At 75.7% G+C, this 15,323-nt stretch carries 11 protein-coding genes; 5 read left to right on the top strand and 6 right to left on the bottom strand.

Annotated features, from left to right (window positions below; genetic code table 11):
* Window positions 1-75: 75 nt before the first annotated feature.
* The 5 genes from ABTZ17_RS11095 to ABTZ17_RS11115 form a co-directional block, all read right to left on the bottom strand.
* Window positions 76-1,374 carry an RNA polymerase sigma factor gene (locus ABTZ17_RS11095; RefSeq protein ID WP_352195304.1) on the bottom strand — a complete coding sequence of 433 codons (1,299 nt, stop codon included), beginning with the start codon at window positions 1,372-1,374 and terminating at the stop codon, window positions 76-78.
* A gap of 181 nt (window positions 1,375-1,555) precedes the next feature.
* Window positions 1,556-3,472, bottom strand: coding sequence for a DNA primase (gene dnaG / locus ABTZ17_RS11100; protein ID WP_352195270.1), 1,917 nt, complete (start codon window positions 3,470-3,472; stop codon window positions 1,556-1,558).
* A gap of 32 nt (window positions 3,473-3,504) precedes the next feature.
* Entirely contained in the window at window positions 3,505-4,767 is a 1,263-nt protein-coding gene (locus ABTZ17_RS11105) for an NAD(P)/FAD-dependent oxidoreductase (RefSeq protein WP_352195271.1), read from the bottom strand.
* 93 nt (window positions 4,768-4,860) lie between these two features.
* Window positions 4,861-6,201 (bottom strand): deoxyguanosinetriphosphate triphosphohydrolase, encoded by a 1,341-nt coding sequence (locus ABTZ17_RS11110; RefSeq protein ID WP_352195272.1) that lies wholly within the window; start codon window positions 6,199-6,201, stop codon window positions 4,861-4,863.
* Between the two features lie 284 nt (window positions 6,202-6,485).
* Entirely contained in the window at window positions 6,486-7,253 is a 768-nt protein-coding gene (locus ABTZ17_RS11115; RefSeq protein WP_352195273.1) for a sirohydrochlorin chelatase, read from the bottom strand.
* Between the two features lie 564 nt (window positions 7,254-7,817).
* Here ABTZ17_RS11115 and ABTZ17_RS11120 point away from each other — a divergent pair.
* The 3 genes from ABTZ17_RS11120 (at window position 7,818) to ABTZ17_RS11130 (ending at window position 12,051) form a co-directional block, all read left to right on the top strand.
* Complete coding sequence (locus ABTZ17_RS11120) at window positions 7,818-8,444, top strand: SanA/YdcF family protein (RefSeq protein WP_352195305.1); 627 nt, start codon at window positions 7,818-7,820, stop codon at window positions 8,442-8,444.
* 105 nt (window positions 8,445-8,549) lie between these two features.
* Complete coding sequence (locus tag ABTZ17_RS11125; RefSeq protein ID WP_352195306.1) at window positions 8,550-9,299, top strand: glucose 1-dehydrogenase; 750 nt, start codon at window positions 8,550-8,552, stop codon at window positions 9,297-9,299.
* 547 nt (window positions 9,300-9,846) lie between these two features.
* Window positions 9,847-12,051, top strand: coding sequence for a molybdopterin oxidoreductase family protein (locus ABTZ17_RS11130; RefSeq protein WP_352195274.1), 2,205 nt, complete (start codon window positions 9,847-9,849; stop codon window positions 12,049-12,051).
* A gap of 26 nt (window positions 12,052-12,077) precedes the next feature.
* Here the strand turns inward: ABTZ17_RS11130 and ABTZ17_RS11135 are convergent, their stop codons facing one another.
* Window positions 12,078-12,551 carry a gamma-glutamylcyclotransferase family protein gene (locus ABTZ17_RS11135; protein WP_352195275.1) on the bottom strand — a complete coding sequence of 158 codons (474 nt, stop codon included), beginning with the start codon at window positions 12,549-12,551 and terminating at the stop codon, window positions 12,078-12,080.
* Between the two features lie 250 nt (window positions 12,552-12,801).
* Between ABTZ17_RS11135 and ABTZ17_RS11140 the strand changes: the two genes are divergently transcribed.
* A complete protein-coding gene (locus tag ABTZ17_RS11140) occupies window positions 12,802-13,638 on the top strand; it encodes a hypothetical protein (protein WP_352195276.1) in 837 nt (278 codons plus the stop codon).
* Window positions 13,638-15,095: a sensor histidine kinase gene (locus ABTZ17_RS11145; protein WP_352195277.1), complete on the top strand. Its 1,458-nt coding sequence runs from the start codon at window positions 13,638-13,640 to the stop codon at window positions 15,093-15,095. Before ABTZ17_RS11140 ends, ABTZ17_RS11145 begins: the two co-directional genes overlap by 1 nt.
* The last annotated feature ends 228 nt before the right edge of the window (window positions 15,096-15,323 follow it).

Below are 15,323 nucleotides of genomic sequence, written 5' to 3' on the forward strand. Positions count from 1 at the left end.
CCGGCCCGGTCCGGCCAGGGGGGAGGGCTTCGGCCCTCCCCCCTTCCGGGTTTCCGGGGCCGTGCGGGCCGGTCGTCAGTCCAGGTAGCCGCGGAGTTGTTCGGCGAAGGCGTGGTCGCGGAGCTTGTTGAGGGTCTTGGACTCGATCTGGCGGATCCGTTCGCGGGTCACGCCGAAGATCCGGCCGATCTCCTCCAGGGTGCGGGGGCGGCCGTCGACGAGGCCGTAGCGGAGCTGGACCACCTTGCGCTCGCGCTCCCCGAGGGTGGAGAGGACGGCTTCGAGGTGTTCGCGGAGCAGGAAGAAGGCGGCGGATTCCACCGGGGAGGCGGCATCGCCGTCCTCGATGAGGTCGCCGAGGGCCACGTCCTCCTCCTCGCCGACGGGGGCGTGCAGGGACACGGGCTCCTGGGCCAGTCTGAGGACCTCCCCGACGCGTTCCGGGGTGAGTTCCAGATGGGCGGCGACCTCTTCGGCGGTGGGTTCGTAGCCGCGTTCCTGGAGCATCCGGCGCTGGACCCGCACCACGCGGTTGATCAGCTCGACCACGTGCACCGGGACGCGGATGGTGCGGGCCTGGTCGGCGAGGGCCCGGGACATGGCCTGGCGGATCCACCAGGTCGCGTAGGTGGAGAACTTGTAGCCGCGGGCGTAGTCGAACTTCTCCACGGCGCGGATGAGACCGAGGTTGCCCTCCTGCACCAGGTCCAGCATGGTCAGGCCGCGGCCCACGTAGCGCTTGGCCACCGAGACGACCAGGCGCAGGTTGGCCTCGATCAGGCGGCGCTTGGCCATCCGGCCCATGACCACGATCCGGTCGAGGTCGAGGGCGAGCTGCGAGTCGAGGTCACCGGCCGTGCCCAGCTTCTCCTCGGCGAACAGGCCGGCCTCGACCCGGCGGGCCAGTTCCACTTCCTCCGCCGCTGACAGCAGCGGGATCCGTCCTATCTCGCGCAGGTACTGGCGGAACAGGTCGGAGGTGGTGCCGCCGGTGTCGGTGCGGCGGCGTTGGGCCGGGACCTCCGCGGCGGACTCGTCCTCCGCTTCCGGGCGGCGCCCCGCCCCGTGCCCCGGCTCGTCCCCTTCTTCCTCGCCGTCCCCGTCCTCGTGCCGGGCGTGCGCCTCGGCTTCGGCCGCCGCGTGGGCCGCCGCGTCGGCGTCGGTCACGGGGGCCTCCGCTTCGGGTTCCGCTTCGGCTCCCGGGCGGGGTGCCGCCCCGTCGGGGGCCGGGGGGCCGGGCTCGGTGGCCCCGGGCGGGGCCGTCCCCGGCGCGCGCGGGTCGGTCCCCGCCGCCGCGGGACGTCCGGCCGGACGCGCGGGGGGCACGGCTTCGGTCGGGGTCAGGATCCGGGTCTGCACGGGGGCGACCTCCAGGGCTCCGAGGACTCAAGCGCCGCGATTCAGTGTGGGGTACGACACATCACTGTCACGAGGGGCGTGCGGGCACTTTCTGAGTCCGCTGCGTGACCGGATGGTTACCCGCAGCCCGGAATCCGATGCCCGTTCGCACGCGCGTCCGGGGAAGACCCGGCGGCGGTGGTGTCCGGCGGAGGGCTCAGAGGGCGGCGGCGCCCTGGTTGCGGAGGGCCCGTCCGTACTGCTGGAGGACCCAGAGTTCGTTCTGCACGGCGGCCAGTTGCTCGGCGGGGGCGTGCGGGCCCAGGCGGGCCATGGAGCCCTGGATGTCGTGGACGCGGCGGTCCACGGCCCGGAGTCGGACCTGGACCAGCTGGACCCCGGCGTAGACCTCGTCGACGGTCTTGGCGTGGATGGCCTCGACGGCCAGCTCGGTGACCATGGCGCGGACGGTGTCGTCGGGGGCGGCCTCGCGGACCCGGGCCAGGTAGCCGTCCCCGCCCTGGGCGGCGCCGCCCGCCTCCTGGATGGCCTCGCGGACCGTGGCGTACGGCGGGGCGGTGAACTCGTCGGCCCCGTAGGCGTCGAAGGCGGGCGAGACCAGTTCCGGGCGCTGGAGGGCCAGCTTGAGCAGTTCCCGCTCGGTGCGGTGGGCGGGGCTGCGGAGGTTCAGGGCGGGGCCGGAGGGGAAGCGCTCGGCCGCCGGGGCGGGCTCGTGGGCCGGGCCGCGGCCGGGCCCTCCGCGACCGCCGGACTGCTGCTGCGGTCGGCCGCCGCGGTCGCGGGCCCAGCGGGCCTGCTGGGCCACCCGCTTGACGACGAACTGCTCGTCGAGGATGCCGAGCATGCCGGCGAGCTGCACGGCGGACTCGTGCTGGATGGCGATGTTCTTGATCTTGGCGACCACGGGGGCGGCCTCGTCGAGGGCCGCGGCCCGGCCCGCGGGGTTCTCCAGGTTGTGCCGGGAGACGATGTGTCGCATCGCGAACTCGAAGAGCGGGGTGCGCGAATCCACCAGGCTCTGCACGGCCGGGTCGCCCTCGGCGAGGCGGAGCTCGCAGGGGTCCATGCCGCCCGGGGTGATCGCGATGGAGGTCTCGGCGGCGAACTTCTGGTCGTCCTCGAAGGCGCGCAGGGCGGCCTTCTGGCCGGCGGCGTCCCCGTCGAAGGTGAAGATCACTTCGGCGGTGGCGTTGTCCATGAGGAGTCGCCGCAGGATCTTGATGTGGTCCCCGCCGAAGGCGGTGCCGCAGGTGGCGATGGCGGTGGTGACCCCGGCGAGGTGGCAGGCCATGACGTCGGTGTAGCCCTCGACGACCACGGCCCGGCTGGTCCGGGCGATCTCCTTCTTGGCCAGGTCGACCCCGTAGAGGACCTGGGACTTCTTGTAGATCGGGGTCTCGGGGGTGTTGAGGTACTTGGGGCCGTTGTCGTCCTCGCGGAGCTTGCGCGCGCCGAAGCCGACGACCTCCCCGGTGATGTCGCGGATGGGCCACATGAGGCGGCCGCGGAACCGGTCGATGGGCTTGCCGCTGCGGCTGTCCTGGGCGAGGCCCGAGGTGATCAGCTCGCGGTCGGTGAAGCCCTTGCCGCGCAGGAAGCGGGTCAGGTGGTCCCAGCCCGCCGGGCTGTAGCCCACGCCGAAGTGGGCGGCGGCGGCCTGGTCGAAGCCGCGTTCGGCGAGGAAGCGGCGGCCGATCTCGGCCTCGGGGCCGTCGAGCTGGGACACGTAGAACTGGGCGGCGGCCTTGTGGGCCTCCACCAGCCGGATGCGCTCGCCGCGGCCGCTGGTGCCCGCGGTGTACCCGCCCTCCTCGTAGCGGAGGGTGATGCCCGCCTGTCCGGCGAGCCGTTCCACCGCCTCCGAGAAGGAGAGGTGGTCGATCTTCATGATGAAGTCGAGGGTGTCCCCGCCCGCCTGGCAGCCGAAGCAGTGGTACAGCCCCTTGCTGGGGCTGACCTGGAAGGACGGGGACTTCTCGTCGTGGAAGGGGCAGAGGCCCTTGAGGTTGCCGCCGCCGGCGTTGCGCAGCTGGAGGTACTCCGAGACCACGGCGTCGATCGGGACCGCGTCCCGCACCGCCTTCACGTCGTCGTCGTTGATCCTGCCTGCCACGCGTGAAGTCTACGGCGGCCGCGGGGGGTCCCTCAGCCGGCCGGCTCCTCCAGGGGGACGGCCGGGTCGGCGAGGACGTCCGGGTCCACCACCGCGCCGGTCCTGATCAGCGCCTGGATGGGTGCGGTGACGTCCCACACGTTGACGTTCATCCCGGCGAGGACCCGGCCCTCCGACAGCCAGAAGGCGATGAACTCGCGCTTGGCGGCGTCCCCGCGGATGACGACCTGGTCGTAGCTGCCGGGCGGGGCGTACCCCGAGTACTCCAGGCCCACGTCGTACTGGTCGGAGAAGAAGTAGGGGATCCGGTCGTAGCTGACGGCGCGGCCGAGCATGGCGAGGGCGGCGGCCGGTCCGCCGTTGAGGGCGTTGGCCCAGTGCTCGACGCGGAGCCGGGTGCCGAGGACCGGGTGGTGGGCGGCGGCCACGTCGCCCACGGCGAACACGTCGGGGTCGGAGGTGCACAGGGAGGCGTCCACGGCGATGCCGCCGCCGTGCTCGCGGTCCACCAGGGCCAGGCCGGCCGTCTCGGCGAGGGCGGTGCGGGGAGCCGCGCCGATGGCGGCGAGGACGGCGTGCGCGGGGTGCTCCTCGCCGTCGTCGGTGCGGGCGGCCAGCACCATGCCGTCCTGCCCGACGATCTCGGTGAGCCTGGCCCCGAAGTGGAAGCGGACCCCGTGCTCGGCGTGCAGGTCGGCGAAGAGCCGGCCGAGCTCGGGCCCCAGCACCGAGTGCAGCGGGGTGGGCTCGGGCTCGACGACGGTGACCTCGGCCCCGTAGCCGCGGGCGGCGGCGGCCACCTCCAGGCCGATCCAACCGGCCCCGGCGATCACCAGGTGGCCGTTGTCCCGGCCCAACGAGGCCAGCACCCGGCGCAGCCGTTCGGCGTGGGCGAGCCGACGCAGGTGGTGGACGCCCGCGAGGTCGGTGCCGGGGATCTCCAGGCGGCGGGGCTCCGCTCCGGTGGCGAGCAGCAGCCGGTCGTAGTGGACCACGGTGCCGTCCCCGAGGAGGACGGTCTTCGCCGTGCGGTCCAGGTGGACGGCGGCCTGCCCGAGGTGCAGTTCGACGTCCGCGCGGGCGTACCAGGCCGGTTCGTGCACGAACACGGACTCGCGTTCCTTCTCCCCGGTGAGGAAGCCCTTGGACAGCGGGGGCCGTTCGTAGGGATGGTCGCGCTCGTCACTGATCATGATCACGCGGCCGGTGAACCCCTCGGACCTGAGGGTTTCGGCTGCCTTTGCCCCGGCCAGCCCTCCGCCGACGATGACGAACGTCCGGTGTGCGTCGACCACCTGATGCCTCCTCATAACCTCTTCGCCACATGCGGCCACATGCGAGCGTCCCGCACAGAGCCTGCCCCGTGAAGGGGGAGTGGCCCGATCACCTCACCCGCGGCGCGCCGTGAGACGGGCGTGCAGGGAGAGCGCGGAGGCGTCGGTGAGCGAGGCGATCTGGTCGATGACGGCCCGTTTGCGGGCCTTGTCATCGGACGCGGCGTCGAACACGGCACGGAACTGGGGGTCCAGCCCCTCGGGGGCGCGGGCGCTCAGTTCCCGGGCGAGTTCGGCGAGGACGATGCGCTGTTCGGCGCGGACCCGCTCCTGCTCCTCGCGCTGCATGACGTACAGGTCGGCCACGGACTTCAGGACGGCGCACTCGTTGCGGGTGCGGCGCGGGACGACCAGCTCGGCCGAGTACCGGGTGAGCGGGCCGGTCCCGAAGGCGGCACGGGTGGCGGCCTCGGCGGCCAGGCAGAACCGGCCGATGAGCTGGCTGGTGGCGTCCTTCAGCCGGGCCTGTGCCACGGCGGAGCCGTCGTAGCCGTGCGGCCACCACTCCTGGGCCATCAGCCGGTCCAGGGCCTCGCTGAGCTCGGCGGGATCGGTGTCCACGGGCGCGTACCGGCCGATGGCCACCCGCCGGATCTCCTCGCGCTCGGGCTCCGCGAACAGGAGGTTGGGGTCGAGGTGTCCGGCGTGCAGGCTGTCCTCGAAGTCGTGCACCGAGTACGCGACGTCGTCGGACCAGTCCATGACCTGGGCCTCGAAGCACTTGCGGTCGGCCGGGGCCCCCTCGCGCAGCCACGTGAAGACCGGCAGGTCGTCCTCGTAGGCGCCGAACTTCACGGAGTCCGGGTCCGTGGGGTGCCCGCCGCGCGGCCACGGGTACTTGGTGGCGGCGTCCAGGGCGGCCCGGGTGAGGTTGAGGCCGACGCTGGCCGGGCGGCCGTCCGGGCCGGTCACGAACCGCTTCGGTTCCAGCCGGGTCAGCAGGCGCAGCGACTGGGCGTTGCCCTCGAAACCGCCGCAGTCCTTCGCGAACTCGTTGAGGACCTCCTCGCCGTTGTGGCCGAACGGCGGGTGCCCCATGTCGTGGGAGAGACAGGCCGCCTCCACCAGGTCGGGATCGCAGCCGAGGGCCGCGCCGAGCTCCCGCCCCACCTGCGCGCACTCCAGCGAGTGCGTGAGCCGGGTCCGCGGGCTGGCGTCCCAGTCCGCGGAGCGGGTACCGGGGGCGACCACCTGCGTCTTCCCGGCGAGCCGGCGCAGCGCGGCCGAGTGCAGCACCCGCGCCCGGTCCCGCTGGAACGCGGTCCGCCCCGGACGCTTGTCGGGCTCCGGAGCCCAGCGGTCCGTGGCGGCGGGGTCGTATCCGGCGGGGTCGTAGGGGCCTTCGGCGTCGCCGGGGCCGTACGCGGACGGGGCGGGTGCGGTGGTGCCTTCCATGGAGAGACCGTAACCGGAGTCGTGGTCGTGGTGGGGCGGATCGGGTGGGGGCGGGGCGACAGTGGGATGTCCGGGGGGTGCCGGGGGCACGGGGGCGGGGCGGGGCGGCGAGTGCCGGGAGGCGGCGGGCCGCTGCGCGGGGCCTTCTCCCCGCCCCGCCCCTTCCCGAACCCGGGGCTCCGCCCCGGCCCCCGAGGGCGCGCCCGATGGGGGCGCGGGCGCCTCGAACGCCGGCGGGGGGTCGGCGAGGCTCCGGACGACGGACAGCTCCAGCCCCGCCGGGGTCACGCGGCGGCGACCGCCGTAGTCAGGGGTGGACGGGCGGGTACGGGTACGGCGGCCGGCGCCGTGAGGTAGCGGTGCAGGACCAGCCGGGCCATCGCGGGATGGTCCCCCAACGGCTCGGCGGCGTACCGCCCGCCCGCCGCCGCGGCCATCGCGGCGAACCGTCCCGGCGCGGCGAAGTACGAGGCCACGGCGGTCCGGTGGTGGCCCCGCGCCGCGAGGGCACGGAGCGCCTCGGGGACGGTCGGAGCCGCCGCCGATGCGTAGCCGGGGAGTACGGGTACGCCCCCGAGCCGTTCGGAGAGCAGGGCCGCGGCGGCACGGGCGTCGGCGGCGTACCGCGGATCGCGGGAGCCCGCGCAGGCCAGGACGACGGCGGCGCCCTCCCGGTTCGGGGTCCAGCCGGTGTCGAGGAGTCGGTCGCAGAGGGCCTCGACGATCAGGGGGTGCGGGCCCAGCGGGGCGGCCACCCGGCAGCGCGGCCCGCCGGCGGCGGCCGCGGCCGCGGCGGCCCGGGGCAGGTCGTGGCCGGTGTGGTGACCGCGGCCGAGCAGGAGCGGGACGAGTACCGCCTCGTCGTCCTCACCACCGGGCGCCCCCCGGAGCCCGGCCAGCGCGTCGCCGAGCAGGGGGGCCGTCAGCTCGATGTGGGCGAGGCGGACCGGCAGCCCCGGCCGCAGTTCGCGGACCCGGCGCAGGAGGGCGCGGGCGGTGTCGGCGGCGCGCGGGTCACGGCTGCCGTGGGCGACGGCGACGAGGGTGGGCATGCGGCTCCGTTCGGCCGTCCCGACCGCCGCGGCCGGGGCGGCTGAGCTGCCAGGGCGCGGGGCGAGGACGAGGATGGGCGGGTGTGCGGGCGAGGAGGGGCGGAGGGGGTGGGGAGGGCGGGGCTCGGGCCGTCGCCGTCCGGGGCGGCCCTTCCCGGGATCCGGGAGTCCGGGTACCGCCGGAGCGCGCGGTGCCGAGGGCGGCGGCGCGGGTGGTGCTCCCGGAACGATCCTCGCGGGTGCGGATTGCGGTGCCGTTGCACGGGCGTGACGGGTGTTTTCCGACTGCTCACGGCGGGCCGGCGGGGGCGCTGAAACCGGGCACAGGGGGTTCCGCGTCCCAGTGGTGGATCGTTTCTTCACAAGGGGGACCCCATGCGCGCACCCGACCCGGCCGACCGGGCCGACGAGGCCGACCGGGCCGAGAGCGGCACCGCGGCCGCCGCGGACACCGCGGACACCGCGGGGGCCACCGAGGCCGCGGGATCCGGCGGCGGCGTACGCGGCACGCGCGGGGCGCGCCGGTGGGTCGGACGGCACCGGCGGCGGCTCGTGCAGGCGGTGATGGTGCTGTGCACGGTGGCCCTGCTGCCCTCGGCGTGGACCCATGCCGTGGCCGCCGACCGGCTGCGGACCACCGCGGAGGCCCCCGCCGCGGACGTGGCGGTGGTCTTCGGGGCCGGACTCTGGAAGGGCCGGCCGACCCCGTACCTCGCCCGCCGGCTGGACGCGGCCGTGGAGCTCTACCGGTCCGGCCGCGTCAAAGTGGTGCTGGTCACCGGGGACAACAGCCGTCGGGAGTACGACGAGCCGGACGCGATGCGCGCCTACCTGACCGGACACGGCGTGCCCGACTCCCGGATCGTCAGCGACTACGCGGGCTTCGACACCTGGGACTCCTGCGTCCGCGCCAAGCGGATCTTCGGCGTGGACCGGGCCGTGCTGATCAGCCAGGGCTTCCACATCCGGCGGGCCGTGGCGCTGTGCGGGGCGGCGGGCGTGGACGCGTACGGGGTCGGGGTCTCCGACGTGCACGACGCCACCTGGTACTACGGCGGGGTCCGCGAGGTGTTCGCCGCGGGGAAGGCTGCCCTGGACGCGGCGGTGCGGCCCGACCCGCACTTCCTCGGGCCCCGTGAGCCGGGGGTCGCCCTGGCCCTGGCGGACGCGGACGGCCTGCCGGCAGACTGACGCCCCGACAGCTTTGTTTCGATCAGGCATAGTCGCGTCGGTCCGACCACACGGTCGGACGCGGCCGCTCGACCCCTCCGGGAACGAGGTGCAGGTGTGAGTGCTGTGGTGGACCTGAAGGACCGGGTCGTCGTGATCACCGGTGGGGCGCGGGGGCTGGGCGCCGCCTCGGCCCGGGCCGTGGTGGAGGCGGGCGGTCGGGTCCTGATCACGGACGTGCTCGTCGAGGAGGGCGAGGCCACCGCGGCGGAACTCGGCGACGCGGCCCGCTTCCTGCGGCACGACGTCACCGACGAGGAGGACTGGCGGCGGGCCCTGGAGGAGGCCGTGTCCGTGTTCGGGCGGCTCGACGGGCTGGTGAACAACGCGGGCATCGTGTCGGTGTCCCTGCTGGAGCAGGAGAGCGCGGCGGAGTTCCGGCGGGTGCTGGAGGTGGACCTCGTCGGCGTGTTCCTCGGCATCCGGGCCGCCGTACCGGTCCTGCGGGCTCACGGCGGCGGCTCCATCGTGAACGTCTCCTCGGTGGCCGGACTCACCGGACTCGCGACGACCTCCGGGTACGGGGCCGCCAAGTGGGGCGTCCGCGGTCTGACCAGGATCGGAGCCGTGGAACTGGCCGCCTCCCGGATCCGCGTGAACTCCGTGCACCCCGGGATGATCGCCACCGCGATGACGGCGGAGGCCGGGGTCCGGGAAGGCGAGGGCGGCTTCCCCGGCGCCGCGCTCGGGAGGGCGGGGGTGCCTTCGGAGGTGGGCTCGGCGGTGGCCTTCCTGCTCTCGGACGCCGCGGTGTACATGACGGGGTCGGAGCTCGTCGTGGACGGGGGGTGGACGGCGGGGCCGAGTCGCGTCTAGCTCCCGTGGGGGCGGGGCTTCCGCTGCGCGGGGCCTCTCCCCCACCCCGCCCCTTCCCGAAACCGGAGCTCCGCCCCGGCCCCGCAACCCGCGCGCTCCGCGCCGGGCGCGCTCAAACGCCGCGCGGGCTTGCTGTGGTCCCGGTGGTGGGCAAGTTCGGCTCAACGATGCGCTCAAACGCCGCGCGGGCTGGGGGTGGGATCCCGTTCGTTCTCGTGCGCGGCTCAACGATGCGCTCAAGCGCCGCGCGGGCTTGGTGTGGCCCGGGCCGTGGGTCGCGTGCGGCTCAAGCTCCGCGCCGGGTGGGATTGCTGACGACGACAGCGACTCTCCCCAGCCCCGCCGGCGATTGAGGCGGCCGTGAGCAGCACCCGTGCACAGGCCGGACCACCCACCAGCCCCGCCGGCGATTGAGGCGACAGGGCCGGAGGTCGGAGCTCCCTCGTGGTGGGGCTCACCGGCGGCGGCCGCCGCCGTGAGGCTCGTGTACCGGGGCCGTAACCCGCCGGGGCCCCCGGCGAAACACCGCGGCCACAGCCTGGGCGGCATGTCCGATACCGCCACGCACTGTCCGTACTGCGCCCTGCAGTGCGGGATGAACCTCCGCCCCGCCCCTTCGGGAACCACCGGGGCTCCGCTCACGGTCGTGCCGCGGCCGGAGTTCCCCGTGAACCGGGGGGCGTTGTGCGGGAAGGGCCGGGCCGCGCCCGCCCTGCTGGCGGCCGGGGTGCGGCTGACGGCGCCCCTCGTGCGTTCGGCGGTCACGGGGCGGTTGGAGGAGGCCGGTTGGGAGGAGGCGCTGGGGGCGGTGGCCGCGGGGCTGGCGCGGGCCGGGCGGGAGCACGGGCGGGACGCAGTCGGGGTGTTCGGCGGCGGGGGGCTGACCAACGAGAAGGCTTACGCGCTGGGGAAGTTCGCCCGGGTGGCGCTGCGGACCTCGCAGATCGACTACAACGGGCGGTTCTGCATGTCCTCCGCCGCGGCGGCGCACCAGCGGGCCTTCGGACTGGACCGGGGGCTGCCCTTCCCGCTGGCGGACGTGGCGAGGACCGGCTGCGTCGTCCTGGTCGGCGCGAACCCGGCCGAGACCATGCCGCCCGCGCTGCGGTACCTGACGGAGCTGCGGGAGAACGGCGGCACCCTGATCGTGGTGGATCCGCGGCGCACCCGGACCGCCGAGCGGGCCGACCTGCACCTGGCGCCCCGTCCGGGCACGGACCTGGCGCTGGCCCTGGGCCTGCTGCACCTGGTGGTGGCGGAGGGGCGGACCGACGAGGAGTTCATCGCGGCGCGCACCACCGGCTGGCCGGAGGCCCGGGCCGCCGCCATGGCGCACTGGCCCGAACTGGTCGAGCGGATCACGGGGGTCCCGGTGCCCGCGCTGCGGGAGGCGGTGCGGCTGTTCTGCGCGCCGGAGTCCGCGATGGTGCTCACCGCGCGCGGGCCGGAGCAGCAGTCGAAGGGCACCGACACGGTGGGCGCGTGGATCAACCTGTGCCTGGCCACCGGTCGGGCGGGCCGGCCGAGGTCCGGGTACGGCTGCCTGACCGGGCAGGGCAACGGGCAGGGCGGGCGGGAGCACGGGCAGAAGGCCGACCAGCTGCCGGGCTACCGGAAGCTGGCCGATCCGGCGGCCCGGGCGCACGTGGCCGGGGTCTGGGGGGTGGATCCGGAGCTGCTGCCGGGTCCGGGGCGCAGCGCGTACGAGCTGTTGGACGCGCTGGGCGGTGAGGTGCGGGCCCTGCTGTTGATGGGCTCGAACCCGGTGGTGTCGGCGCCGCGGGCCGCGCACGTGGAGGGGCGGCTGCGGTCCCTGGACTTCCTGGCGGTGGCGGACGTGGTGCTGTCGGAGACGGCGGCCCTGGCGGACGTGGTGCTGCCGGTGACCCAGTGGGCCGAGGAGACCGGGACGACGACCAGCCTGGAGGGGCGGGTGCTGCTGCGGCGGCGCGCGCTGGACCCGCCGCCGGGGGTGCGCAGCGATCTGGAGGTGCTCCGGGGGCTCGCGGTGCGGCTGGCGCGGGAGGAGGCGGCGGTGGGGGCGGTGTTCCCGGTGGATCCGGAGAAGGCGTTCCCGGCGGACCCGGAGGAGGTCTTCGAGGAGTTGCGGCGGGCTTCGGCGGGCGGGCCCGCCGATTACGCGGGCATCGATTACGGGCGGCTGGCGGAGGGGGCCGGGGAGGGCGTCTTCTGGCCGTGTCCGGAGGGCTCGGCCGGCACCCCGAGGCTGTTCCTCGACCGGTTCGCGACGGAGGACGGGCGGGCGCGGTTCGCCCCGGTGTCGCACCGGGAGGCGGGCGAGCGGACCGACGCGGCGTTCCCGCTGCTGCTGACCACGGGCCGGGTGGTGGCCCAGTACCAGTCGGGGGCGCAGACGCGGCGGGTGGCGGAGTTGAACGCGGCCGCCCCGGGCCCCTTCGTGGAGCTGCACCCGCGGCTCGCGGAGCGGCTGGGGGTGCGGGAGGGACAGCGCCTGGCGGTGGTCTCGCGGCGGGGCCGGGCGGTGGCCCCGGCCCGGCTGTCGGAGGGGATCCGGGCCGACACGGTGTTCATGCCCTTCCACTGGCCCGGGGAGGGGCGGGCCAACACGCTCACCAACCCGGCCCTGGACCCGGTCTCCCGGATGCCCGAGTTCAAGGTCTGCGCGGTCCGGGTGGAGGCGGCCGACGCGGACGGGCCGGGAGGGGTGCGACGGGAGGGGTCGGGAGGGGCGGAGGGGTCGGGGGTGCCGCCGGTGGAGGGTCCCCGGTAGGGACCTGCCGTGGGGCCCGCAGGCCGTCAGCGCGCCAGCCAGTCCCCGGTGGGGATGGTGCGGCCGCCGGCGGTGAGCCGGGCCGCGAGGGCGGGGGCCGCCAGGTAGACCCAGGCCGGGGTGCGGGTGCCGTCGGCCAGCTCCACGGTGCGGGCCACCCGGACGTACAGGTTCTCGCGGCCGGGGCCGTGGTACTCCTCCAGCCGGTCCAGTTCCGCCACCAGCCGCTCGTACTCGCCCTCGGCGGGGGTGACCAGCTCGCCCGCTATGCCGGGGTGACCGGGCCGGGCCGGGGCCTCGACGGCGTACGGGTAGCCGGGGCCGTCGTACAGCTCCGCAGCGGCCAGTCGGGCGGGGCGCTCGGCGGCGGTGCGGCCGAGCAGGAAGAGGTCGTGGTTGACCTCGCCGGGGCGCAGGGTGCCGTACACGAAGAAGGGCAGGGGGCCGGCGACAGTACCGGACCCGATGCCTCCGTTTCCTGGCCCTTCGACCGATGCCACGACACTGCTCCCCGGGTTAGAACGGGAGGTCCGGCCCAGGCCGGTGGTCCCGAATGCGGTTGGTCCGCGCATCGTATGTGCCGTCGTTACACGACGTCCCGGTGCCCGTGACGGAGGCCGCCTACGGTCGGCCCGTCCCCCCGTCCGATCCCTCGCCCCCCGCCTCTCTCCCCTCCTCCGTTCGCCCCTCCTCCCCTGCGGCAGCTCCATGACCCGAGTGACCCGAGTGACCCGAGATCCCCGTTCCGTCGTGCGGACCCTGACCGCCCCGGCTCCGGCCTTCGCCGCCGTGGCGGTGGTGCTCCTCCTCGGCGGCTGCGCCGCGCCCGGTGGCCTGGCCGCGGGCGAGCCCGCCCCGGCGGTGTCCGCGCAGCCCCGGCCGGAGGAGCTGTGGCCCGAATGGACCGAGCCCTCCCCGGACGCCCCGGGCGCCCAGGTCGGCACCCGGGTGCCGCCGCCGCAGCCCCTGAAGAACGGTCCGGTCGTGCCGGCGGGCGGGCTGGCCGCGCTCGACCCCGCCGAGGTGCTCGCGGCGGACAAGCAGATGAAGGCGTTCGCGGCGCGCGGCACCCTCGACGGCCCGGGCCGCGCCGGGCTCCGACCCGTGGTGCTGCGCGACCTCACGGGCGACGGCCGCCCCGAGCTGCTGGTGGCCGCCGACCTGGAGAGCGGTCGCACCGTGCTCGCCGTGTACACGGAGTCCGGGGGCCGGGTGGTGCGGATCCTGCTCACCACGGGCAACCGGATGGCCGTGGAGACCCTGGGCAAGGACCTCCTCGTCCGCACCGCCGCGAACGACGGGGCCGAGCAGGCCGTCCGCTACCGGTGGGACGGCCTGCGCCTGATCGTGGTCAGCGACGAGAAGCGGTTCCGGCGCACGCCGCCCCCGCCCGGGACCGGCGGGGACGAGGCCCGGGGCGCGGACCACCGGGCGGCCCCCGGCGCTCCGGACCCCGATCCGGAGTCCTCCACCGACCCGTCGGCCCACCCGTCGGCCGATCCGCCCGTTCGCCCGTCCGCCGACCCCGCGCCCGGCTCGACCCGGTCCCCCGCCCCGAGCGCCCTCGCCCCCGGGGCGGACCGCTGATGCGCCGCCGCACCCGTGCCCTGCGCCTCCGCCTCCAGGCCCTCGGACTGCGCTGGAAGATCGCGGCCCTGCTCGCGGCGGGCTGCTCCCTGGTCGCGGTGACCATCGGGGTGTTGATCCACCAGGCCCGCACCGCGCAGGTGGCCGAGCAGGCCCGCAGCGGGGCCCTGGAGCAGCTGTACGCGGTCCGGAGGTTGTACGAGGTGACCGGGCAGCTCGACCCGGAGAAGGACGGCGAGGCCCGGGCCGCCATCGACGGCCCGGGGGTGCCCGCCGAGCTGCGGGCGGCCGCGCTCGCCGGGCGCCGCACCACCTACCTCCGGATGTGCGGGGCGGAACCGGCGGTGTGGGCGGCCCGGCCGGTGGGCGGGGCGCACGTGCTCTCCGTCCGGCTGCCGCTCGCCGCCGAGCGGGAGGAGCTCGCCGAGCTCGACCGGCAGCTGGTGGGCTACGGGGCGGCCGTGGTCGGCCTCGCGGCCCTCGGCGGAGCCGCGCTGGCCAGCCGGCTGAGCCGGGACCTGCGCTCGGCCGCGGAGACCGCCCGCCGGATCAGCGGGGGCGAGCTGGACGCCCGGATCGACCGGTCCGGTCCGCCCGGCAGCCGCAACGAGGTCGCCGAACTCTCGCACGCCGTGGACACCATGGCCGCCACCCTTCAGGAGCGGCTGGAGGCCGAGCAACGGTTCACGGCCGACGTGGCGCACGAGCTGCGCACCCCCCTGACCGGCCTGCACACCGCGGCCGAGCTGCTGCCCGGCGGTCGCCCCACCGAGCTGGTCCGGGACCGGGTGGCCGCCCTGCGGACCCTGACCGAGGACCTATTGGAGGTGGCCCGGCTGGACGCCGACCGAGAGCGGCCGGACCTGGCCGTGCACCCGCTGGAACCCCTGGTGGCGGCCTTGGTGGCGCGCTCGGGCGTGCCGGTCCGGTTCGCGGCGGAGCCCGGCGACCGCCCGGGGACCGGACCCGTCCGCGGACCCGTCCGCGAATCCGGTCTCGAATCCGGCCTCGAATCCGGTCGCGAACGCGGCCGCGCGCCCCTCCGCGAACCCGCAGCCCCGGATTCCGCGGCGGAACCCGCGGGCGCGGGCCGAACGGGCCCCGCCCGCGGGGACACGGCGGAAGCCGCCGTGACGCTGGTGCGCACCGACGGCAGGCGACTGGAGCGGATCCTGACGAACCTCCTCGGCAACGCGCGCCGGCACGGCGGGGACCCGGTGGTGATCGCCGTCTCCGGCCACACCGTCACGGTCTCCGACCACGGGCCGGGCTTCCCCGAGAAGCTGTTGCGGGACGGCCCCCAGCGGTTCCTGACGGGAGCGGCCGAACGGGGCCGGGGCACCGGCCTCGGGCTGACCATCGCCCTGGGCCAGGCCCAGGTGATCGGAGCCCGGCTGACCCTGTCGAACCCTCCGGAGGGCGGGGCCCGCGCGACCCTGGAGCTGCCCCCGGCCTGACGGGGCGACGGTCCCGGCAACGCGGTCCCGCCCTGACCGGGCCACCCGGTCCCGTCGCCGCACCGCCCTCTCCCGTACCGCCGCGCCGCCCCCGTGCGTCACCCGAGCCGTCACCCGGACGGGGGGTGCGGTCCGGCAGATCCCCCGTACGTACCCCGGTACGGGCTCTGACCTGCCCGGACTCCCCGGTGCGGCGGCCCGGCGGGGCGGAACTGAGGGAGGGTCAGC

The sequence above is a fragment of the Streptomyces sp. NPDC097619 genome (genome assembly GCF_040302735.1).
Classification (GTDB): Bacteria; Actinomycetota; Actinomycetes; order Streptomycetales; family Streptomycetaceae; genus Streptomyces.

Coding starts and splice junctions, on each gene's coding strand:
- ABTZ17_RS11110 (WP_352195272.1), bottom strand. CDS start 6,201: ATGGAAGGCACCACCGCACCCGCCCCGTCCGCGTACGGCCCCGGCGAC.
- ABTZ17_RS11115 (WP_352195273.1), bottom strand. CDS start 7,253: ATGCCCACCCTCGTCGCCGTCGCCCACGGCAGCCGTGACCCGCGCGCC.
- ABTZ17_RS11130 (WP_352195274.1), top strand. CDS start 9,847: ATGTCCGATACCGCCACGCACTGTCCGTACTGCGCCCTGCAGTGCGGG.
- ABTZ17_RS11145 (WP_352195277.1), top strand. CDS start 13,638: ATGCGCCGCCGCACCCGTGCCCTGCGCCTCCGCCTCCAGGCCCTCGGA.
- ABTZ17_RS11120 (WP_352195305.1), top strand. CDS start 7,818: ATGGTGCTGTGCACGGTGGCCCTGCTGCCCTCGGCGTGGACCCATGCC.